Raw genomic sequence first — 21,108 nt, 5'->3', positions numbered from 1 at the left:
ACCTCACCTGGCCGATTCGATACCGGTGTTGGTGTTGGCCAGTGCGGCCTCGAGGGGGTGCAGGACGGTGGCCACCTTGAACATGCGGTCCCCCACCTGCCACACGGCCCGGCCCGGTTCCTGCCGCGCCCAGGTGGTGATGGCGTGCACGGCCAACGGACCCAGGCCCAGGATCTCGTCGAGCTCGCCTGCGACCTTGGGGCCCTGGCCGTGCAAGATCTTGATGTCGGCCAGGTGCAGCATGTCCCGGGCGATGGTCTGGGCCACCGAGCCCTCGTCGCCGGCGGAGAGCAGGTCGGAAGGTTTGTGCGCGACCGCGTACTGGATGTCCCCGCCCTGGCCGGCGAAACCACGGGACAGGCGCATGTCGGCGTCGAACGCCTTGACGGCCTCCGGCCCCAGCCGCAGTTGCCGCCACGCCTCGTCACGGACGACCACGCGCTGGTCGGTCCTGGAGACGACCTCGCGTTGGCCGGCGCCCCAGGAGCCCAGACACGTCAGGGCGATGCCCACGGCCTCCTGGGGCAGCCGGGACAGGGACAGGGACTGGATCGGCGCGAGCCAGTCGATGTCGAAGTTGGTGTGCGCGTCGAACATGCCGGCCAGGGCGCCGTTGACCAGCTGGCCCAGGGCGTCGCGCAGCAGGCGGGTCTCGTCCATGAACTGCCGTGTGCTCTCGAACCGGGTCGCGGCCACCAGTTCGGGGGCAGGGTTGTCCAGGGCGTGCCACAGCCCGGGCAGTGTGGTTTCGGTCAAGAAGGTGGCGCCGGCGGCGTACCCGGTCAGGTCGGCCAGGGCGGTGCGGACCACGGCCTCGTCGCTGGGCCCGAAGGGGACCAGGTTCTCCCCGATCTGCTGGGACCCGACCAGGGCACGGATCAGGGTCAGCCACCGGGAGAACACGGACTGGGCGCGACGCTGGGCCTCCACGGCGTCCAGCCGTTCCCAGCCGTGGGCCAGCGGGCCGAGGGCCAGGGGGTTGACCCGGGCGCCCAGGCCGGCGCCGAGGGCGATCGGTTCGACCCCCAGGAACCGGCACACCCCTTCGTACTCGTCCTTGGTGTCGCCCAGGATCAGGGCCCGGTACCCGAAGTCCATCATCCGCAGGATGAACGCCTTGGTGGTCCCGGACTTGCCCATGCCGGGCTTGCCGAAGCACATGATGTTCGGGTTGCTGATCGGCACATCGCCCCGGACCACCCAACCGAGGGGGTCGCAGTGGAACGCGGCCCCGGAGGAGACGTCGATGCCCATCTGCGCCCCGGTCGGGGGCAGCGCGGGGGTGGGGATGAACGGCCAGAACGCCGGAGCCTGGTCACTGGTCATCCGCCAGGTCGCCACCGGCGCTTTCGCCGGGGCCCAACCGCGATCTGTCTTCCGTGGTCCTCTGGGACTGGTGGGCCGGAACACCCGCGGCTCCCGCTCTGGCCTCACTTGGGTGGGTACCGGCGGGGCGTCGTGGCCGAAGTCGGCCAGCAGACGGGCCACGTCCCGCCCGGTGCTCCCCCGGCGGCCACCACGGACTCGACTGCGTGAGGCGCCCATGCTTCACCCCGCCTTCCGGGTCAGGCTGATGCCCATCGGCACCACGGAGGAGGCGAAGGCCACGTCGTGGGCCAGGTCCAGGCGCAGCGGGGCGAACCCCGCCCGGCGGATAGAAGAGTCGAGGCGGCGACCGGCCTCGGCTGCCCGGACTGTCTTGGGCACCGTGACCGTGGCCACGGCGTAGGGAATGGTCAGGGAGTTGCCGCGGGCCAGCTTGGACTCCAGCCGGCGCACCTTCTCGGACTCGTCGACGTCCTTGGTGCGCTGCTTCATCCGTGCTGCGACCCGCAACGACTGCCCCAGGTCGGCACCGAACTCGCTGTTGGCCGACTGTCGGTCGGCACGGCCCGGCGGCACCAGGGGGTAGCAGACCATGAAGCTGCGCCGCTCCCCGTCCTGGTGTGCCGACAGGACCGGGGCCAGTGCCCCCATCGCGGCCCCCTTGACCGGCAGCTTGATCGTCGAGGAGACCGAGTTCCAGGCGTCGTGGGAGTAGTGCCGCACGGCGGCGTCGGCGCCGGACGGGCCGGCCATCTCCCACGGCACGTCGGTGCACACGTCGTCGTCGGTCTGGGATGCCGCGAGGGCGTCGATGATGGTGGCCCGGTCCCCTGGGGCGAACCCGGTCCGGCACGCATGGGCCAGCTGGGGGCTGGTCAGCCACTCCACGCTCGAGACGCCCAGGCCGCCGCGCAGGTGGGACTCGACCTCGGCGATCGCTGCGTACAGAGCCCTGGCGCGACCGTTGACTCCCCCGCCGTACTCCCGGGCCACCTTGCCCAGCCGTGACTCGGGCACCACGACGGTGACGTACTGCTCGGTGCGCACGGTCGCGGCGGTCAGCGACTCGTGCAGGTCGTCGTTGATCGCCGTGACCTGGGCTGGGGCGTTGCCCGTGCGGTGGCGCCGGACCCAGTCGGCCCGCTCGGCACCGTCCTCTGGGACGGTGCGGACCATGAAGATCACCTCGCAGGCCAGCTCGGCCCGCACGGCCGCGTCGAGCAGCTCGGTCAGGCCCTGCCCGTAGACCTCCCGGTCCTCGGCCTCGGCCATGCCCAGTCCCGGGTGGACGATCGAGGCGGTGACCGCCCAGGTCCGTGTCGAGTGGTTCTGGATCAACGCGACCCGCCGATGGGAGTGCCCTGTCGGTGGGCCCTCGTGGATCACGACGCTGGCCAGGATCCCCGGCAGGTCCGCCTGCTCCTGCTCCTGGGGTCTGGCCTGCCCGGTGGTGGCCCGCGCCCGGAACCTGGTCCAGCCGGCCAGGGTCCCCGCAGCCAGGGACACGGTCGAGGTGATCCACCCGGTCATCGACCGGCCCCGCACCGGGACGGCCACGACACCGAACAGCAACCCCCACAGGAGGATGGACAGGCCCACCGCGGCCCAGTCCTGCTTGGAGATCGACCAGGCCACCGGCAGGACGGCTGCGGCCAGGAGACCGAGCTGGAGGCCGGTGAGGCCGAAGAACCAGCCGATGCGGGCTCGGGTGTAGTCGCGGTAGACGGTCATCGTGGGGTCCTCCTGCAGGCGGTTTCGGTCGGTCGCTTCCTAAAGCGGGGCTGCAGCGGCCAGGGACTCATCACTTCGCCGCTCCTGCGGCCGCTCCGGCCGCTCCGGCGCCGGATCCTCCGGCGGCACCGGCCGCACCTGCGCCGCTGGGCGGGGGGAGCGGCCCAGCGCCGGTGCTCGGGTTGGTCTGCGCCGGGGGTGGGGCCTGGACCGCTCCCCCACCGGCCCCGCCGCCACCACCGGTGTCCTCGCCGCGTTGTTCGGGGTGGGTGAGGCGGTGCCGGTCTGCGGTGCGGCGGGTCGGCTGGAAGTCGGGGACGTAGGTGTTGTGCCCGACACCCATCTGGTTGGACAGGTCCGCGCCGATGGCCGCGCCCCGGGTGCCGGCGGAGACCATCAGCCCGACCCCGACCCCGACGGCGGCGCCGATCCCACCGGCCACGGGGCCGATGGCGGACCCGCCCTTGGAGGCCAACGAGCTCGTGGCCTGTGCCGCCCGCTGGTTGGCCTGTCCCTCCTGGGAGACCTCGCTGCTGGAGCGGCCGTGACTGTCCACGCTCGAGGCGGCGTTGGAGGTCCCCACGGCCCGGCCGGCCAGACCACGCAACCCACCCTGGGCCTCGTACCCGGCGCGCATCGCAGCCCCGGAGGAGGTGCCGGGGTCCACGAAAGCCAGGAGCTTGAACAGGGCGAGCGGAGAGAACGCGGCGATGCAGATCAGGAACACCCCGGGGATCGCCGTGCCGATCGTCTTGGCCAGCCCGTCGGCTTCGCCCTCGACGATGCCGGTGGTCAACGAGATGCCTAGGCCGAGCACCAGAGCGACCAGGACCGGGGTGAACGCGGCCGCGTGGAACCACCGGAAGGACTTCCAGAACCACGACCGTGAGAACCCGCTGGCCAGGCCTGCCGCGGCGATGGGGCCGGTGGCGACCAGCACCAGCAGCGCACCGGCCCGGGTCAGCATGACCAGCAGGAACCCGATCGCGGCCAGCCACAAGAACATGCCCATGAACCCCAGGACGGTGGCCAGCAGCGTGTCGGTGACGTCCTCGGTGGCGATGATGAAGACCTCGGAGGGTTCCCAGTGGGCGAACAGCTCGACCCCGAACATGGCCCGCATCAAGGACCGGGTCAGACCCTGGGCGGCGGCCAGGATCATCACGCAATACCCGATCCAGCCGGCGAAGATGACGACGAACTGCGCGACCCCGATGCCGGCCTGGGCGAGGTCTGCGCCGTCCCGACGCCACGCGGCCAGGCCCAGCTGGGCCATGGCCAGGATGAGGACCAGGGCCAGGGCCAGCCAGAAGGTGGTTCGGTACACCTGCCCGGCGGGTCCGGCGGCGGTGATGTCGGGGGTGAGGATGGCGTCCACGAAGCCCAGGACGGTGCGCAGGAACCACAGCCCTGCAGCCCAGATCCCCAGCATGATGGAGGTCCAGACGTCGGCGGCCAGCTCGCCGACGGCCTTGCCTGCCAGGTACTCGAACGGGTTCGGGATACCGAACATGAGTCAGGCCCTTTCTGGTCTCTCAGTGGTTGTCGGCCCAGGGCCGCCATCCGGCCTGGGCGGCCAGCTCGGTCCCGGGCCACGTCGAAGGCGCCGGGGAGACCGGCCGGGTCGTGTCGATCACCCAGCGGTCGCCGGTCCAGGTCATGGGCTCGCAGTGCCCGTAGGCGACGCGTGCCTCCTCCACCAGGCGTGCGTGCAGCTCCAGGAGGACGCACGCCACCGTCCAGTCCTGCCCGTCGGTCCCCTTGACCTGGCCTGCGGCGGGGGTCGCGGTCACGACCAGGCCGGCCTCCTTGGTCTGTCCGGACTGGCCGGCGGCGGTGAGGAAGTCGGTGACGTTGCCTGTCATCACCCAGTCCGCAGGGTCGGCATCACCGGTTGACCAGGACCGGTAGATCTCGTGCGTGGCCGGGACCGACATGGCCTGGATGACGGCGACGTCGATCGCGGCCAGCTGTCCCACCGCACCCTCCGGGGTCTGGGGGTAGCCGGTGGGGACGTCCACCGGGCCGGTCCTCGTCGGTGAGGGGACGCCCAGGGGTTCGGCGACCGTGGTGGTCACCTGCCCCTCGCGGTAGGCGCGTGGGTCGTCCACGGTCAGCATCTGCGCGTCCGCGATCTGTTCGCGCCGGGCAGGCCCCTCCTGCGGCAGGGTGGTCTCGTCCAGGACGACCGGTGAGGGTGCCGTGTCATTCGTGGCAGGCGTCTGGGCTGGCTCGTCGGCCAGGACCTGCCAGATGAACAGGCCCAGGCCGGCCAGTAGCGCCAGTCCTGCACCCAGGGCTGCGGCGAGGATGGCCAGCAGCTTGCCTCGCCCCCACGCCTGCGGTGTCGTGGGCATCTCAGACGCACCCGGTGCCCATCATCGCGTCCAGGATCCCCGGCAGGATCAGGTAGGCGATCACGGCGATGAAGACGATGACGAGGCCGATGATGCCGCCGGTGCTGGCGTGCGGCATGCCGAACATGCGTCCGCCGGCGATCGCTGCCACCGCGATGATGACGCCGAGGAAGAACAGGATGCCCACGCCCCACAGGACGTAGCCGAGGATGTTGTCGACGTGCGTCTGCGCGCCCGGGGGCGCCTGGGGGCAGACGGCGGCGACGAACGTGGCGGCCTGCAGACCGGCATCGGAGACGTCAGTGAACATGCTGGGGGTTTCCCTTCTGGTGGTGGATAGAACTGCCGGCCAGCTGCAGGAGCTGGGTGATCGTGGTGGCGGCGCTCAGCACGCCCCCGGGCAGGGGTGAGGTGTCCAGGCCGCGGACGGCCAGCCCCGGGTCGTGGGGTACCTCGACCAGGCCCTCTTCGAGGAGGGACCTGGTCCGCTGGCCGATGCAGGAGGCCACCTCGCGGGGCCACCGTCGACGTCTCGGGCCCTGGACGGCCACAGCCACCCCTGCGGGGAGCGCGTCGAGCTCGTGCAGGACCCCCTCGAGCCGGCGCAGGCCGGGGACGGTGGCCGTGGTCACAAGCACCACCGCCTCGGCGTCCAGCACGCTTGAGCGGAGCCAGCCGGCGGACCGCACCAGGGTGCCCGTCGGCCATCCGGCGTCGAGCACGTTCAGCAACGGCCCGTCCTGCGGGTCGAGGTCAGGGTCGGGGTCTGGGACCGGGACCTGGTCGGGTGAGGCGCACCCGTCCAGCAACCGGTCCAGTACCAGCAGGTCGCGGTGGCCACGAACCCAGCCCGACCCGGTCTCCCCCAGCTCGGCGGTGGCGAACCCGGTCAGGCCGCTCGTTCCGGCCCGACTGGCCTCGACCACCCGCACCGGTTGCGCCAGTACGGTCGCTATGGCGACCGCAACCGTCGTCGCCCCGGCGCAGCCGTGGCAGCCCAACACCGGCAGCACCGGCGCACCGGGCGTCCAACTGGTGTCGTCACCGGCGTCGTCCTGCTCGTCGGTGCGGCGCGGCGGCAGGTCGGTGGACCCGGGTCGGAACCGGCCGTCCTGGACGGCGTGCCAGGCGCGTCGCAGCTCGGCGACGCTGACCACGGTCACGGCTTGTCACCGTCCCCGAGGAGCTGACGTCGGCGGGTGATGGCCGCCCGGACCTGCTCGGGGGGTAGATGCCGCAGCGCGGCCCGGGCTGACTCCACCGCGCGCAGGTGCTCCACGCAGGCGTCCAGCAGGTCGGCCAGGCGGTACGGCCCGTCCGTGGACAGCTGGAGGAGCCGCTCGACGTCGGCCTCACCCTCAGGTTCGGTCATCACAACTCCTAAAGCGCGGCGGTTCGTTCTGGGTCTCACGCGGCGCGTCCCTCTCGGGCGTAGGTCTGGCGCAGCGCGCGGAGGGCACGGTCAGCGCGGCGGGTCACCGACGCCCGGGACACGCCCCACTCCCGGGCCACGTCGGTGGACGTGGAACGGGCCAGCAGGCCCCCGAGCCCCCGGCCACCGCGCCGGGTGTCCGCGGCCTGCGCCAGGCGCAGCAGAAGGTGGGCGTCATCGCCGGTCACCACGCCGACGGCGATGGCGTCCTCCAGCAGACCGCGCAGCAGAGCGGCGTCCTCGCCGGCTGCGGAGTCCTGCGAGGTGCCGGTGCCGACCGGTGTCGCAAAGGACCACCGCCCGCACAGGTAGGCCAGGTCGGCCGTCGGGACCTCGTAGCCGGCGGCCCGCGCCTCCTTCGACAGGCCCAGCTCGTTCAGCACCTCCCGGCGGGTGTTCATCAGGACCGTCGCCGCGACCGCGACGCCCTTGGCCCAGCTCACGGTCCGGGCGCAGATCCACAGCTGGCCGGCCACGAGCTCGTCGATCTGATCGCTCACGGACCGCAGGGCGTGCGCGACCCCGACCGCGCCAGGCAGGAGCAGCCACAGCAACGCCGCCGTCGCGACCGGGTCGTCGCCGCCGTCGGCCGCCCCGAGCTCAGCCAGGGCCAGCAGGACCTCGTTCGCCTCCTGCGGCCCCGCCTGCCGGACCCACCCCGGCAGCTCGGGAAGGGCGTCACACACCTCCAGCACCGGGTGGGCCCTCTGCCACTCCTGCCATCGGGCACACGCGGATACCAGCAGGTTCCCGTCCGCTTGCTCCAGTCCAAGCTGCCTCGCCAGGCTCATCTCGAGCTCCTCTCCTCGTGTCCTCACGAGGAGAAGGTCGCGAATGAACGCTCCCGGTTCCGCCCCCAAACACGTACATCCGGCCCGCCCCGGCAGGTAGGGGCGCCACAGAACCGCAGGTCAGGGTGCGTCCCCAAACGCCCCCACATTGACCCTGTCAGAACGCTTGACCATGTCTGGCCTGTTGTCCCACAGGGGACCGCCGGTGTTGCCGTCCCGTTCGGCCGTCGGTCGCCGCGCGGTACCGCGTGCCCAGGGGCGTGTCGACGCCCGGACCTCCCGCGGCCTCTCGCGGACCCGGCCGGACGTGGAGTGCGACCCGGTGCGTTAACGGGGTGGACATCCTTGGTCGGGGTGCGCCGGAGGCCCGGTGGATATGCTGACGGGCATGGACATGGGGCCACCGCACGGCACGAACGGGTCAAGTTGGAGGCGGTCGAGGACGCTGCCGCGAGGCTGGCCCGGGCCGCGGAGGAGCACGAGGCCGCGCGAGAGGCCAGGGACGCTGCCGTCCGTGCCGCGGTCCGCGCCGGGGTCCCCAGCCAGGACGTCGCCCGGGCGGCCCGGCTGTCCGGCGGTCGCGTGTCCACCATCGCACCGGCACGCTGAGTCCCGACGGGGTCATGTCGTGGTGGAGGCGTGGCGGCAGGACCGTGCCCGGGCCGAGCAGGCTCTCGCCCGGCTGGTCGAGGCTGGGGAGCAGCTCGAGGAAGCCAGGGAGGTCGTGGTCGCCCGGGCCAGGGTGGCGATCGCCGCCGGCGCGTCACCCCGGGACGTGGCAGCGGCTGCCGGTGTAGCGCCGGTGACTCTCCGGGTCTGGTTGTCCCAGACGACGGAACGCCTACCCACCCCCGAGCCGGAGGCCAGACGTGGGGGCTACCAGCAATCAGGCGGCGAGGTCGAGGTCACCGGAGGAGCAACCCCGCGCGAGAGGGGGGTGGCTCCTTCGGGAGAGTCGCGTGGGCGTGGCTGTCCCTGGGGCGCGGGCTAGCCGACCTGTCTGCGGTCCTGCAGCCAGTCGTGCCTGTCCAGGATCCGCCGGGTCCGGTCGGGCAGGTCGCCCGGGGGCAGGTCGGGGTCGTCGGCGCGGTTGCAGACGTCGGCCTGCAGCAGCCGGACCGCCCCGGCGGTGTCGCCCTCCCGTGCGGTGACCGCGACCAGGTCCAGGGTGGGGATCTCCTCCTCCGGGGCGGCGAGGAAGGCGATCTCGGCGGCCGCGCGTGCCCCGGCCAGGTCCCCCGCCCCCAGGTCGTGGGTGGCGACTACGTGGGCGACGTCCACCACGGCGCAGGTCATGTGGTGGTCGAGCCGGTCCCCCTCGACCAGCCAGCCCCAGCCTCCGCGGCGCAGCTGGTCGAAGGGGCGCCCCTGGACCAGACGCAGCGCAGCCTTGAGGTCATCGATCCCCGCCGTACCGCCACGTGCGGTCGCGCGGACACGGAGGCGACGGAACAGGTCGACGTCGACCAGCAGGCCGAGCACCTGGTAGACGTTCACGCCCCGGGCGTGGGCGGCGGGGGCGACAGCGGCGTGCGGGATGTGCAGCTGCCCCGTGGCCGGGTCGGTGCCGAGCCACTCACGGCAGCGGGCGATGTAGTCGCGGGCCTTGGCCTCGCTGATCCCGAACGCGTCGGCGACCTGACCGGTGGTGACCCCGTTCGGGTGCAGCGCCAGGTAGGCCAGCATCTCGGTCACGTAGGCCTTGCGCTCGCCCAACGGTCTGCCCCACGTCCTGGCACTGACCGGGCCCAGCAGGGTGAGCCGGGGGACGCGCTCGTCGGGGTCCCACCACGCAGCCAGGTCGCCGTCCAGGGTGGGGTCGGCGTCGAGGACCTGCCGGGCGACGTCGGGCTCCACGCGGGGGGCCAACGTCGAAAGGTCTCCTGCGGTGGTGGCCGCCTGCTGCTCGTAGACCTCATCCTCCTCGGGCAGCAGCGTCACCGTCTCCTCCTCCTCGACCGTGACCCGGCTGGTCGCGTGCTCAGGGCGGAGTGCGCCGGCCTGGTCGGTCCAGTCGCGCCACCCCTCCTCGTGGCTGTTCCCCTCTCCGTGGTGGGCGGCTGGCATCGGCACGTCCGGTTCGGCGTCCGACTGCGCCAGCAGCGCGGCGCACCCGGCCGCCTCGTCGGCGGTCAGGCCGACACCGACCAGGTCCAGACCCGCGGCCGGGATGCGGACCCGCCCGTCGGCGGTGGCCTCGATGCGCATCGCGGTGGCGGTGGGGGTGCCACTTCGGACGACCACGGAGGCGCCCGTGCTCCCGGCGTGCTGGGCCAGCAGCTGGCGAAGCTGGTCGGTGGCCGCCGGCGCCGCAATGTCGGTGGCGAGCAGGACCAGCCGGGCCGGCCAGGTGTCCTCACCGTCCTGGCGGACCCGGGCGGTGGGCACGTCGCCCTCCCCCACCCGGTCGATCACGCCGACGACCTCGGCGACCAGCTCCTCGACGGCGCCGGCGTCCGCGACGCGCACCCGGGCCGGGTTCATCGGGGCGACCTCGGAGGCGATGCCGACGCAGTCCAGCCGTACCCCGGCCGACCACGGGTTCACCGCGACCTCCGCGGCCAGGTAGCGGGCCAGGTCGTCCACGTACTCGGTCTGCCCGGTCAGGGCCACCTCCAGGTCCTCCAGGTTCAGCAGACACGCCGACCCGTCGTCCCCGGCGCCGATCGAGACCAGCAGCGGGAACGGTGCCGGAGCGTCCTGCTCCAGCGGGCCTATCTCTTCGACCGCGGTGCCGGCGGGCAGGAGCCAGCGCTGCCCGTCCCCGCTGTCCTGCCACGGGGCGTCCAGGTCGGCCGGGTGCCGGAAGTGCAGCCACAGGCCGTCACGGGCCAGCTGAACGGCCGCCACGGGAGGGACGGGGGTTCCGGTCGCGGCGCAGGCCGCACCGAGGCGGCGCATCGCCTGGTCCAGCTGCCCCAGGGTGAGAGCCGCCGACCGGCCGCGGGTCTGGATCGTCTTCTCCACGGGGGCCAGGACCGGGTCCGGCGGGGCGAGTGCCCGGCCGGGGCGGCGGGTCCGGAACCGGGAACGGTGGCGCACGATCAGCGCGAGGAACAGCGCCCCTCCCAGAAGGGCCCCGGACCCGACGATCCCCTCCAGCAGCCACGCCGGAGGGGTGTCCTCCTCACCGCCTGCAACATCGTCTCTGCCGTCTCCCCCAGCGTCTCTGCCATGCCCCGCAGCGTCCCCACCGACGCCACGACCGACATCTCCACCGGTGTCAGTCTCGGCCTGTGCGGCGGCGTCGGCGATCGACGTGTCGCCCGCGGCTGCACCCAGGGTGATGCCCGACCGGGCGGCCGCACCACCCGCCGGGCTCGCCACGGCGGGCTGCTCCGGCTCGGCTGCGTCGTCAGGGGTGTCTGGCTGGGCCCCCAGGGCGGTGCCGACGTCGGCGGTAGTCCGTGCACCCGCGGTGGTCGGCGCCGGCCGTTCCTGCTCCTGGCCCCCGGCCATGTCGGGCAGGTCCAGGCGCCACCCGGGATAGATCAGGTCGGGGTCGCTCAGGCGTCGCCCGTCCGGCTGGACGGTGCCGGTGGAGGCCTCGAAGATCTCTGGCCACCGGTCGGCCTGCCCCAGGTGCTCGGCGGCCAGGCCGCTGAGGGTGTCGCCAGTCTCGACGACCACCTCCTGCTCCTGGCCGGCCTGCTCGCCGGTGCCTGCCCCGGCCCCGGTCGCGGGAAGCTGCAGCACCATGCCGGGGGTGACCCAGTCGGCGCCACCGGCAAGGCGCTCGGGGTTGCGGTCGACGATGCGGTGGTAGTCGTGCCCGGACCCCAGGTGCTGGGCAGCGATGGACCAGAGCGTGTCCCCAGGGCGCACCACGTAGGGTCTCGTGGACTCCTGCTCGGTGGTCACTGCAGGAGTCGCCGTGACCGGGGCGGGGGCCGTGCCGACCCCGGCCGTCACCGGGGCAGTGGCCGCCACCGCCGGCGCGTTGACCGGGCCGGGGGCCGCCGTGGCCGCGGGAACGACCCCGCCGGGGGCGGCGATGAACAGGGCCAGCGCGGCCACAACCAGGGGTCGCATGCCGGACTGGGGCAGGGACAGGGCCGGCAGCCTCGGAGCTCGGACGCCGCGCAGCGCCGAGACGGCCTCGACGACGATGCTGAGGCTCAGGGCAGCCCAGACCACCCAGCCGAGCAGCTTTGCCCCGGTCAGGGCCAGGGTGCCGTCGTCGGGGCTCAACAGGGCGTTCCGGACCTCCTCCAGGCTGGGGAGGGTCTCCGGCAGCGGATTCCCGCCCAGGGCCAGCAACAGCGCAGGCAGTCCCACCAGGATGCCGGCCAGGACAACCAGTGCGCCCAGGCCGAGAAGGCGTTGACGGACTCTCATTGCTCCACTCCTCCCACGGACCGGGTGATCCGTGCCTGCGCCGTGCCGGTGGCACTCAGGCTGGGCACGCCGACGATCGACAGGAACTTGGTCGGGTAGACCGAGGTGACATTGACGCTGATGCTGGCCGGGCCGGTCACGGACGCCGAGCCGGCGATCCCGGCGCTGGCCAGGTAGGCCTGCGCGGCCGCCGCGGCCTGGCCGGGGTCGGCCACCGCCCCCAGACCACGGACCCCGGTGGGCGTCTGCACCTGCTGGCCCCCGACCCGGGCGGCCTCACGGGCGGTCGCGCGGGCCTCCTGCATGGCGTGCAGGTGCCCGGAGACGTCCACCGCAAGCCCGACCATGATCAGGAACGAGGCCGCGATGACGATGACGAACACCCCCACTGAACCGCGCTCTGTCTGCTCCCGCAGGCCAGCCCTCACCCTGTTCGTGGTCATCGCGTTCACCCCTGCCTCGAGCGGTAGGTGTCGATCGGGGAAGACATCGTGGCCTCCAGGGTTCGGTTGCCAGGGATTCCTGGGAATGCCAGATCGGACATGTCGACCTGGCACGACACGGTCGCGGTGACCAGCCCGGGTGTGCCGGGGTCCTGCGCGAAGGCGCTGGTGTCCACCGACACCGACTGGGTGACGCAGCGCACGTCCTGGTTGGCCAACGACGCCGACGCTGCCCCGGTCGCGGAACCGGACGCCTCCCCGGCTGACCGGGCGATCGAGGCGGCCCGGGCCGCCTCGGCTGCCGCGGCCTGGACGGACTGCTGGGCCAGGGCATACCGGCCGGCGAAGAACACGGCCAGGACGAAGAACAGCAGGACCGGGCCCAGGATCACCATCTCCACCGAGACCGACCCCCGGTCGAACCCGGCCCTGCGCGCGCGGATCATGTCCCTAACCCCATCGGTTCCGGCACAGCAGTCAACTCCACTGCCTGATGAGCGATCGCGAGCTGGAGCCGGCCAGCGACCGTCAGGAAGGCCACGAAGAGCATGAAGGCGGGAATGCCGATCGCAGCCAGCACGGCTTCTGAACTCTGGTCACGGTCGGTGCGGTTCCGCACGCTCATCACATTCACCCTCTTCCCGGGTGCTTGCGCGCAGGGCCGCTTCGCGCCGGGTGTGCTCCCACCGCTCGACGTCCTCAGGGGTGCCTTCCCACGTGGGCTCCATCTTGTTCCAGGCTTCCACGATCCTCTCCCACCGCTCGAAGTTCTCACGTCCCGGATTGTGGGGATTCCATGTGGGCTCCATCTCGACCACCCACGCGTCCCGAAGTCGGACAGCGCGCGCTTCGGCGACGAGGTCATAGGAACCACGCCCGTGGCGGCGGTCCCACCACCAACGGTGCAGCCGCCACCGCAGCTCTGCGGACACGCCGGCCTGGTGAGCAGTCAGGCACAACCCGAACAGGGCCAGGCACAAGACCAGACCAAACACGATGTACGCGAAGAGGTCCCAAACGCTCATCCCTCTGATCCTCCTGGCATCGGGCTCGTTAGTTCGGTGGTGAGGTGTTCGCGCATCCTGTCCATGCCACTGAGCCCGGCCGTTCCGCCAACGACCTGCGCCCTGCTGTCGCGACCATCCCTCCTGCTCAACGTGCCCACGTGCGGGTCGACCTCGGACAACTCCGCGGAGGCCTGGGCAGCTGCCAGTCGGCGAACCCAGGCTTGGTTGCATACCCACGCTCACCATCCACCCGCGAAGTGCCCGGCGTACCAGCCTTCCGAGATGCCGAACCCACGAGAGCTTCCGGTGATCCTCTCGGTCGGGAAGCTCGCGGACTGGACGACCGAGGGGTTCAGGAAGGGGATGAGGCTCTGCGCCTGCCCGGTGACGGTCACTGTCGCGGTGGTGGCCGACCGCGACCCTGTGACGGCGGGGTTGAGCACGACGCCGGTGCCGGCGTCGGCGATGAACGAGGTGGCTGCGGAGATCCCGGCGCGGGCCGATGAGCTCTCCGCTGCGGCGACGCGGGCGCCCTCGGTGGCCGCGCCCAGGGCGACCGCGCGGGCGTGGAACCACAGGCCGCCCTGCACCATGCCGAACAGCAGCAGGAAGACCAGCGGCAGCAGGACGACGACCTCCACCGAGCTCGAACCACGGTCCCGGGGCGTGGCACGCAGAACACGCGCCACTCCCCGGGGCCAAGGTGCGAGCCGGTGGGTCATCAGCTCAGGCCGGCCAGCTTGCCGGTGGCCCAGGCGGTCAGCAGGGCGACGATCGTCATGGCGAGGGCGAACAGGCCCAGGGCGATGACGACCGCCTCCACCGAAAACGACCCCCGCTCACCGCGGTTACTGATTTCCTGGCGCAGTCGCTGCGGGTAGCTCGCGACTTGGACGCTGTAGTTGATGCTGGACTTCTTCATGGGCTCTCCCCTTCATACCGGTGCGGATTCGTTGGGTTGGTGTGGTGTCGGGCCGGGCTCGGGTTGGTCCGTGTCGTGTCGATCAGCTCCCCACCATGCGCAGCATCTGGGGGGTGATGAGGATGAGCAGGAAGATGAGCCCCAGCAGGGTCATCGGCAGGGTCATGCGTTCGCTGACCTCGTTGGCGCGGGTCCGTTGCGCGAACAGGATCGCCGAGCGCATGCTGGTCGCGCGGGCTCTCAGCTGGGGGTAGACGCGTCCGCCGTCCTCACCGGACAGGCGCATGATGTCGGCCAGCTCGTGCAGGTCGGGCATGTCGATCTCGTTGCCCAGGTGCCGCAGCGCGTCCCAGGGGGTGACCCCCGACCAGCGGGTGCGTGCCAGCTCCTCCCGCATCCGACGAAACACCCAGGAGTCGCCGACCGCGGCCGCGGCCTCCATCGCCTGCCGCGGGCCTGACCCGGAGGCCATCTCCAGAGCGACCAGGTCGACGAACGCGCCCAGGAAACGGGCGAACTCGACCCGGGCGTCGCGGGCGTCGGTGACCACGTTGTAGGTCGGGATGAACCACAGCGTCGCCGCCAGGGCCAGCGTGGCCAGGACCGGGACGTACACCGGGAAGGAGAAGGAGAACATGGCCGCGGCAGACAGGAGCGGGCCGGCGACCAGGCCGATGAAGGCGTACAGGATCTTCTCGCCGTAGAACCGCGCCGGGGTCATCCCCAGCACGGCCAGGTCGGCCGGTGCCACCCTGCCCCACAGGCTGGCCGGCAGGTGCCGGGCACCCCAGGCACCCAGCACGTCGCGGACGTCGTCGCTGCCCTTGACTCGGGGTTGGGTGAGCGCCCGGGCCGCGTTCTGGGCCTCCCGGGCACCGGCCGGGGAGAGCTGGGCCAGCGCCTGTCCCAGGTCGGGGTGGGACGGGGCCAGCTGGAACAGCACCAGGGCCAGCCCGGCGCCGACGAGCCCGCCGGCGGCCAGCAGCAGCTGTAGCGCGGTCATGCCGCACGCTCCCGCACGGAGGTGCCGATGAAGCGCGGCATCGGCTTGCCGCGGGCCATCGTGCGCAGCCAGATCAGCATCCCGACGTACATGGCCAGGAAGGTGCCCAGCAGCACCTGCCCGATGGGGGTCCCGTAGGGGGCGATGTAGTTCCCGGACAGGGACAGGAAGACCAGCATCGACAGGGTGATGCCGGTGATCAGGCGCGCGTTGGCGCGCGGCTTGGCCCGGTCGGACTCGATCTCGCGCCGGGCGCGCACGTCCTCACCCACGGACTGCGCCAGCGCACCCAGCACGGTGGCCAGGCCGCCGCCGCGGCGGCGGGCCCCCAGTGCGAGGTTGGCGGCGATCAGGTCCCCGGTCGGGTCGTCCAGGTCGTCGGCGAAGGCCCGCAGCGCGTCCTCGGTGGCCCACCGGGCACGCAACCGGCCTGCCAGGCGGGTCACCTCCGGTTTGATCGGCTCAGGGGTGGAGCGCAAGGAGCGCAGCAGCGCCTGCTCCAGCCCGACCCCTGCGCCCAGGGTGCCCGCCACGGTGCGCACCCACTCCTCCATCGCCTCCAACCGCGCCACCTCCCGCTGCGCGGGGGGCGCGGCCAGCAGCACCGGGATACCGGCCAGGGCCAGCGGGGCGATGACCAGGGCGATCACCCACCCGGTCAGCACCGCCACCAGGGCCCCGATGCCCAGACCGACGCCTGCCAGCATCCGGGTGCGTGGACTCAGCCGGGCACGCCGGGTGCTGGCCCGCCGTGGCCGGGCCGGGGGGACCGGCCGGGCCGCCAGCCCGGCTCCCAGGGCGAGCAGGCCACCGGCGACCAGGGCGCCGGCGACAGCGACGAGCACGGTGCTCATACCCCGGTCCCTTCCTGCTCCTGGGCGAACGCAGCCAGGTCGAAGCCGAACCGGGCCAGGGCTCGGTAGTCGTCCGGCAGGACGTGCGGACGGGCGGTCGGCGACCCGGGGTCGGCCTTGAACACGTGCGTGACCCCGTACCCGGTCTGCTTCTCCCCCAGGGCGACGGCGATGATCTCGGAGACGAAACGGGACACCTGCGCGCTCCCGTCGTCGGCCGGCAGGGTCTCTTTGGTGACGTGGACGACGACGTCGACACCGGAGGCGACCGCACGCAGGGCGAAGTCGTGGGTCGCGTGCTGCCCCGACTCCATGACGCAGGTGACCAGCTTCTCCACCGCACCGACCGCGTGGGCCGCGTGCGTGGTGGAGATGGACCCCGATCCCGACTGCATGGCCTTGAGCATCGCCGCGGCCTCCGGGCCGCGGACCTCACCGACGATCTGCCGGTTCAGGTTCATCCGGAAGCTGCCGTGCAGCGCCTGGTCCAGGGTGTACTCCCCTGCCCGTGACCCGTCGGGGCCGACCTCGCCGGACCCGGGCCGGGCCTCCCAGGCGAAGACGTAGGGGTGCCGGTCGGGCATCTGGTGCAGGTGCAGCTCGTGCTCGGTCTCGAAGGTGCCGATGACCTCATACCTGGGGATCTCGTTGCACAGCGCCCTCACCATCGTGGTCTTGCCCGCGCCCTGGGCGCCGGAGACCACGACCGAGCGGCCCGAGCGGACCACCGCGGCCAGGAACGAGGCGGCGACCGGGGTCAACGCGCCCAGGTCGACCAGGTCCTGCAGGGACACCTGGGTCAACCGGTGGCGGCGGATCACCACCTGCGGTCGCGGCGTCACCCACGCCTGCGCCGCGAGCCGGGCACCACCGTCGAGGCGCAGGTGCAGCTCGGGGTGGGAGGGGGAGAACGGGCGGGCGTTCACCTCCGAGCGGGAGGCCACGAACGACAGGAAGTCCACCAGCTCCTGGTCGGAGTCGGCCACCGGCGCCGCCATGACCTGTCGTCCGCCGGTGAGCTCGACGGTGACCTGGTCGTGGCCGAAGATCATGATGTTCTCCACCTGCGGGTCATCGACCAGCGGCTGCAGGCGGCCCAGCCCGAACACCGCATCGAACACCGCCCGAGACAGGGCGTTCTGCACGTCGGCGTCCCAGGCGGTCTCCCCGGCCCGGAGCCGCTCTGTGGCCTCCTGACCCAGCAGTTCGGTGATGATCGCCCGTCCCCGTTCCTGCTGGGCGCCCCTGTCCTCCTCCCCGGTCGGGGTCCCTTCCTGTGACAGGCGGTCCGCGGTCTGCTGCCGCAGGCTGGCCACCAGCTCCCAGTCCAGGCCGTCCTGGGACCACCCGTGCCGGCCCGCCCGACCCGCGTCCCGGTTCTGCAGCGGCACGACGTTGTCGCCCCGACCCGGCTCGGGCTGGGAGGCAGCACCACGTGCCGAGGCTGGACTGGAATGTTCGCCCGTGCCCTGGTTCAGGGTGAATCCCCCGCGTCGACGGCCACGGGACGATCCGGGGGCGCTCTCCGTGGTGGGCGGGGTGGTGAACAGTGGCAGTCCGGTCGGGTCGGAGCTGGCTGTCCCCTCGGGCGGCTCGGCGTAGTTCTCGATGCTCATGCCCGCACCTCGCTCAGGTCGTGGGTGTTGCTCGCGATCCGTTTCCGCGCGGCGTCGTCGAGGTTCCGCAGGCTGGCCACGAGCTTGCTCGAGCCCAGCCGGCGCACCTGGGCGCCGGCGGAGAACGCGGCAGCGGCCTTGGGGTCCCAGGCCACGGACGCCAGGACCGGGGACCGGCCGCCGCACACCGGGGCCAGGACCTTGCCGACCTCGGCCTCGCTGTAGGGCCGACCGGGGCCGATGAGCACCACGCCCAGCGACGTCGTCCCACCGACCTCCTCGAGCTCGGTGTGCAGGGTGGCCAGCCACGACCGCAGGGCGGACAACGACACCAGGTCGGCCCGGCACGCGACCAGGGCCAGGTCCGCCCCGTACAGCAACGGCGTGGGCGACCCGGCCAGGCCCAGACGCCCCACGTCGACGATGACGTCCTGCCCCGTGCCCTCCAACGCCTTCAGCGCCGCCAGCAATGGCTCCCACAGGCCGACCAGCCCCCGCGCCTGGGCGTGCGAGCGGGTGCCGGGCAGAAGCCCCACCTGGGAGTCGGGCAGGGACATGGTCAGCGACGGCAGCGCCGACCGCAGCCGGCCCTGCTGCTGGGCCCTCCACAGCTCCAGCAGCGCGTCCGGGGGCACCATCTGTCCGCGTAGGTACCCGGCCAGCATGGACGCACCGCCGGTGGGGTCGGCGTCCACCAGCACGGTGGGCCGTCCACGGGACAGCGCCCACCCCAGGGCGGTCGTCGTCACCCCCGGAGAACCGGAGGCCGACGTCAGCGTGATGACCGCCATCTCAGTCGCCCTCCCGGCTGTCCAGCACCAACGCTGCCCGCCCCGCGGAGGCCCACTGCGCGATCCGTGCCGCGTCCCGTTCAGGGACCAGGACCGACACCACCGTCTGCGGCGAATCCACCGAAGCAGCCACGCCGACCACCTCGGCCCCGAACACGGTGTCCGCGGACTCGAACGCCGCCGGGTCCCCGGCCTGGCCGGGTATGGCCACCACCCGCACCCGGTCCCCCACCATCAAGGGTTCCCCGGGCATCAGCCCGGACGTCAGCGCCAGACCCACCACGGACTCACCAGCCCCGGGCACGACCTGCTCGGCGGCCGCATCGGGGGTCAGCAGCGCCCCGGCGGACAAGTCGCGGACGGCACGCTGGCCGACGAAGGAGTCCAGATCGGCGGCCGGCACCAGCGCCAGGGCCGGGTCCGGGGTCACCTGGACCGTCAGCAGGTCCGCTGCGCTGATCGTCTCCCCCCGCATCACCGTGTCCCGCACCGCCACCGCACTCGTGGCATCGGTGTTGGACAGGTACACCCACACCGCCAGCAGTGCCCCCATCACCACCAGCCCAAGTCCTGCCAGGGCCAGCAACGGCCGGCGGCGCAGCTTCGGCGGCGCCGCAACCGCGGTCGGCTCGGCTTTGGGCGGTGTGGTGTTAGGCGGCAAGGACCCGACGGCCCCGCCTGGGCCATCCGTGGTGTCGAACTTCTTCGCCATTGGCGTCTCTCCCCGATCTTTGCTTCGCCGCTCGAGGCCCCTCCCCGAACGTTCCTGCCCTACTGGCTCAGCACCTGGGCCTCCCCCATCACGATCTGCCCGTCCCGGACCAGGTCCATCTCGATAGTTCCTGACTGGCCCATGCCTGCCCAGGTGATGACCCAGTACGAGGTGGCCGAGACCGGGTGGTGCCCCTGTTCGGTGTACCGGTGCCCGCAGTCCGGGCTGTCCATGTCACCGAAGCGGTCCTCGTACGGGGTGCCTGGGGTGGTGCAGACCACGGTGGTCCCGTCCCCCATGTCCCACACGAACCGCTCGACGCGGCCGGTCGCCGTGACGGTGTAGCCGCCTGCGGAGGCCGACTGCGTTATGGGCCCCACGGTGTTTGCCGAAGGGGTCTCTGCCCACATCCAGGTCGGTATGAAGCGCCCCAGGTTCTGTGCCGCTCCTATACGGGTTGCGGCTCTCGGTTGAGGGTCGCGTAGTGGGCGTTCTCGTACTCCACTGGGGACATCATGCCAAGGCTGCCGTGGAGGCGTCGCTGGTTGTACCAGTCGACCCAGGCAGCGGTGGCGTACTCGACGTCCGCGATGGTCTTGTAGGGCCCGTCGCAGAAGACGGTGGTGCGGATGCACTCGGTCTTGTACAGGCCGATGGCGCTCTCCATCAAGGCGTTGTCGAACGCATCACCGACCGAGCCGATGGAGGGTCGCAGGCCTTCCAGGGCCAGGTGCTCGGTGAATCGCAGCGAGGTGTACTGCGACCCGGCGTCCGCGTGGCAGATCAGGCCGGGTGCGACGGGGTGCCCGTCGTGGTCACGCTGCCAGATCGCCATCCGCAGCGGGGTCATCACCAGGTCGACCTCCTTGGTCGTGGCAGCGTGCCAGGCCACGATCCGCTGGGCGAAGACGTCCAGGACGAACGCGACGTACACCCACCCGGTCCAGGCCCGGACGTAGGTGAAGTCCATCACCCAGGTCTGGTTCGGGCAGGTGGCGGTGAAGTCGCGATCCAACAGGTCGCCAGCGCGCCGCCCGTCCTTGGTGGGGATCGTGGTCCGGATGCCCTTGTCGCGGCGGAGGCCGGACAGGCCCAGGGCGCGCATCGCCCGGTCGACCGCCCCGGCCGAGGCGTCGGGCAGGCCGCTGCGGCGGACCAGCGCGGTCATCTTGCGTCGCCCGTACAGCCCTTCCGGGGCTAGCTGACGGGCGCCGGTGCGGGTGTTGGTGGTCCAGGCCAGGTCGCGCACCAGGTCCATCACCAGAGCATCGGTGTGCGTGCGGGCCGAGGGCTGGCGGGAGTTGTTCTTCCAGGCCCGGTAGGTGCGCGCGGCGACCTGCAGGCCCTGCTCGCGCAGGACCCGGCAGATCGACTCGACCGCGTGCCCCTGGGCGCGCTGGGCGTCGATGAACGCCATGATCATCGGTTCCGGGGGTCGAGCTCCCCCACGAAGAAACTCGTGGCCGCCTTCAGGATGGCCACGTCCTCACGCAGCCGCCGGTTCTCGGCCTTCAGCTTCTTGATCTCCGCCTGCTCGGCCGTGGTGGTCCCTGGCCGGTCGCCGGCATCGATCTCGGCCTGGGCGACCCACCGCCGCAACGATTCCTTGCCCACTCCTTCCTGCCGGGAGACCGCCAGCACGGCCGCGGTCATCGTCGGGTACTCGTTGCGGTGCTCCAGCACCAACCGCACAGCCCGAGCCTTCAGCTCGGGATCGATCTTCTTCGGCATGACATGCATCCTTCCGGACTCGAAAGGAAGCGGCATCAAACCTGGGGCGCTTCA

General features: G+C 72.1%; 23 protein-coding genes and 1 other annotated feature. Of the genes, 1 reads left to right on the top strand and 22 read right to left on the bottom strand.

Annotated elements, in window-relative coordinates:
* Positions 1-3: 3 nt before the first annotated feature.
* The 8 genes from ACTMMA_RS15045 to ACTMMA_RS15010 all read right to left on the bottom strand — a co-directional run bounded on the left by ACTMMA_RS15045 (position 4) and on the right by ACTMMA_RS15010 (position 7,541).
* Complete coding sequence (locus ACTMMA_RS15045) at positions 4-1,326, bottom strand: putative type IV secretion/conjugal transfer ATPase (RefSeq protein WP_441190940.1); 1,323 nt, start codon at positions 1,324-1,326, stop codon at positions 4-6.
* 222 nt (positions 1,327-1,548) lie between these two features.
* Entirely contained in the window at positions 1,549-3,057 is a 1,509-nt protein-coding gene (locus tag ACTMMA_RS15040; RefSeq protein ID WP_441190939.1) for an SCO6880 family protein, read from the bottom strand.
* A 70-nt stretch (positions 3,058-3,127) separates the two neighbouring features.
* Entirely contained in the window at positions 3,128-4,570 is a 1,443-nt protein-coding gene (locus ACTMMA_RS15035; protein ID WP_441190938.1) for a TrbL/VirB6 family protein, read from the bottom strand.
* A gap of 22 nt (positions 4,571-4,592) precedes the next feature.
* Complete coding sequence (locus ACTMMA_RS15030) at positions 4,593-5,414, bottom strand: hypothetical protein (RefSeq protein WP_441190937.1); 822 nt, start codon at positions 5,412-5,414, stop codon at positions 4,593-4,595.
* A 1-nt stretch (position 5,415) separates the two neighbouring features.
* Complete coding sequence (locus ACTMMA_RS15025; RefSeq protein ID WP_441190936.1) at positions 5,416-5,724, bottom strand: hypothetical protein; 309 nt, start codon at positions 5,722-5,724, stop codon at positions 5,416-5,418.
* Positions 5,714-6,577: a hypothetical protein gene (locus tag ACTMMA_RS15020; protein ID WP_441190935.1), complete on the bottom strand. Its 864-nt coding sequence runs from the start codon at positions 6,575-6,577 to the stop codon at positions 5,714-5,716. Before ACTMMA_RS15020 ends, ACTMMA_RS15025 begins: the two co-directional genes overlap by 11 nt.
* Positions 6,574-6,786 (bottom strand): hypothetical protein, encoded by a 213-nt coding sequence (locus tag ACTMMA_RS15015; protein ID WP_441190934.1) that lies wholly within the window; start codon positions 6,784-6,786, stop codon positions 6,574-6,576. The genes ACTMMA_RS15020 and ACTMMA_RS15015 overlap by 4 nt, the downstream gene beginning before the upstream one ends.
* Before the next feature lie 35 nt (positions 6,787-6,821).
* Positions 6,822-7,541 (bottom strand): hypothetical protein, encoded by a 720-nt coding sequence (locus tag ACTMMA_RS15010; RefSeq protein WP_441190933.1) that lies wholly within the window; start codon positions 7,539-7,541, stop codon positions 6,822-6,824.
* 522 nt (positions 7,542-8,063) lie between these two features.
* Between ACTMMA_RS15010 and ACTMMA_RS15005 the strand changes: the two genes are divergently transcribed.
* A complete protein-coding gene (locus ACTMMA_RS15005) occupies positions 8,064-8,246 on the top strand; it encodes a hypothetical protein (RefSeq protein WP_441190932.1) in 183 nt (60 codons plus the stop codon).
* A 378-nt stretch (positions 8,247-8,624) separates the two neighbouring features.
* On the opposite strand, the gene ACTMMA_RS15000 is transcribed toward ACTMMA_RS15005, so the two are convergent.
* The 14 genes from ACTMMA_RS15000 to ACTMMA_RS14935 all read right to left on the bottom strand — a co-directional run bounded on the left by ACTMMA_RS15000 (position 8,625) and on the right by ACTMMA_RS14935 (position 21,054).
* Positions 8,625-11,975: a LysM peptidoglycan-binding domain-containing protein gene (locus ACTMMA_RS15000; RefSeq protein WP_441190931.1), complete on the bottom strand. Its 3,351-nt coding sequence runs from the start codon at positions 11,973-11,975 to the stop codon at positions 8,625-8,627.
* On the bottom strand, positions 11,972-12,418 hold the full coding sequence (locus ACTMMA_RS14995) for a pilus assembly protein (protein WP_441190930.1): 447 nt from the start codon (positions 12,416-12,418) through the stop codon (positions 11,972-11,974). Before ACTMMA_RS14995 ends, ACTMMA_RS15000 begins: the two co-directional genes overlap by 4 nt.
* Positions 12,419-12,423: 5 nt before the next feature.
* Positions 12,424-12,864, bottom strand: a complete 441-nt coding sequence (locus tag ACTMMA_RS14990) for a TadE/TadG family type IV pilus assembly protein (protein WP_441190929.1) — start codon at positions 12,862-12,864, stop codon at positions 12,424-12,426.
* Positions 12,861-13,043: a hypothetical protein gene (locus ACTMMA_RS14985; RefSeq protein ID WP_441190928.1), complete on the bottom strand. Its 183-nt coding sequence runs from the start codon at positions 13,041-13,043 to the stop codon at positions 12,861-12,863. Before ACTMMA_RS14985 ends, ACTMMA_RS14990 begins: the two co-directional genes overlap by 4 nt.
* On the bottom strand, positions 13,015-13,443 hold the full coding sequence (locus tag ACTMMA_RS14980; RefSeq protein WP_441190927.1) for a hypothetical protein: 429 nt from the start codon (positions 13,441-13,443) through the stop codon (positions 13,015-13,017). The genes ACTMMA_RS14985 and ACTMMA_RS14980 overlap by 29 nt, the downstream gene beginning before the upstream one ends.
* Before the next feature lie 221 nt (positions 13,444-13,664).
* Complete coding sequence (locus ACTMMA_RS14975; protein WP_441190926.1) at positions 13,665-14,066, bottom strand: TadE/TadG family type IV pilus assembly protein; 402 nt, start codon at positions 14,064-14,066, stop codon at positions 13,665-13,667.
* A gap of 80 nt (positions 14,067-14,146) precedes the next feature.
* Positions 14,147-14,347 carry a hypothetical protein gene (locus ACTMMA_RS14970; protein ID WP_441190925.1) on the bottom strand — a complete coding sequence of 67 codons (201 nt, stop codon included), beginning with the start codon at positions 14,345-14,347 and terminating at the stop codon, positions 14,147-14,149.
* Between the two features lie 82 nt (positions 14,348-14,429).
* Positions 14,430-15,350 (bottom strand): type II secretion system F family protein, encoded by a 921-nt coding sequence (locus ACTMMA_RS14965; protein ID WP_441190924.1) that lies wholly within the window; start codon positions 15,348-15,350, stop codon positions 14,430-14,432.
* Positions 15,347-16,204, bottom strand: a complete 858-nt coding sequence (locus ACTMMA_RS14960; protein ID WP_441190923.1) for a type II secretion system F family protein — start codon at positions 16,202-16,204, stop codon at positions 15,347-15,349. Before ACTMMA_RS14960 ends, ACTMMA_RS14965 begins: the two co-directional genes overlap by 4 nt.
* Positions 16,201-17,820 carry a TadA family conjugal transfer-associated ATPase gene (locus ACTMMA_RS14955; RefSeq protein WP_441190922.1) on the bottom strand — a complete coding sequence of 540 codons (1,620 nt, stop codon included), beginning with the start codon at positions 17,818-17,820 and terminating at the stop codon, positions 16,201-16,203. The genes ACTMMA_RS14960 and ACTMMA_RS14955 overlap by 4 nt, the downstream gene beginning before the upstream one ends.
* Positions 17,817-18,611 (bottom strand): CpaE/TadZ family protein, encoded by a 795-nt coding sequence (locus ACTMMA_RS14950; RefSeq protein ID WP_441190921.1) that lies wholly within the window; start codon positions 18,609-18,611, stop codon positions 17,817-17,819. The genes ACTMMA_RS14955 and ACTMMA_RS14950 overlap by 4 nt, the downstream gene beginning before the upstream one ends.
* Before the next feature lies 1 nt (position 18,612).
* The gene (locus ACTMMA_RS14945) at positions 18,613-19,164 is read right to left on the bottom strand and encodes an SAF domain-containing protein (protein ID WP_441190920.1); all 552 of its coding nucleotides are present in this window, start codon (positions 19,162-19,164) and stop codon (positions 18,613-18,615) included.
* 218 nt (positions 19,165-19,382) lie between these two features.
* The gene (locus ACTMMA_RS14940; RefSeq protein WP_441190919.1) at positions 19,383-19,703 is read right to left on the bottom strand and encodes a hypothetical protein; all 321 of its coding nucleotides are present in this window, start codon (positions 19,701-19,703) and stop codon (positions 19,383-19,385) included.
* Between the two features lie 68 nt (positions 19,704-19,771).
* Positions 19,772-21,054 (bottom strand): IS3 family transposase gene (locus ACTMMA_RS14935; protein ID WP_441189664.1). Its coding sequence is split into 2 segments (ribosomal slippage): positions 19,772-20,781 and positions 20,781-21,054, totalling 1,284 coding nucleotides; the frame shifts between segments, so codons are not numbered across the junction.
* Positions 20,651-20,785 (bottom strand) — a sequence feature (AL1L pseudoknot). Its footprint overlaps the gene before it by 135 nt.
* Positions 21,055-21,108 lie beyond the last annotated feature (54 nt).

The organism is Ornithinimicrobium panacihumi (genome assembly GCF_052073805.1).
In the GTDB taxonomy this organism is placed as follows: domain Bacteria; phylum Actinomycetota; class Actinomycetes; order Actinomycetales; family Dermatophilaceae; genus Ornithinicoccus; species Ornithinicoccus panacihumi.
This window is presented reverse-complemented; position numbering and strand designations above follow the sequence as displayed.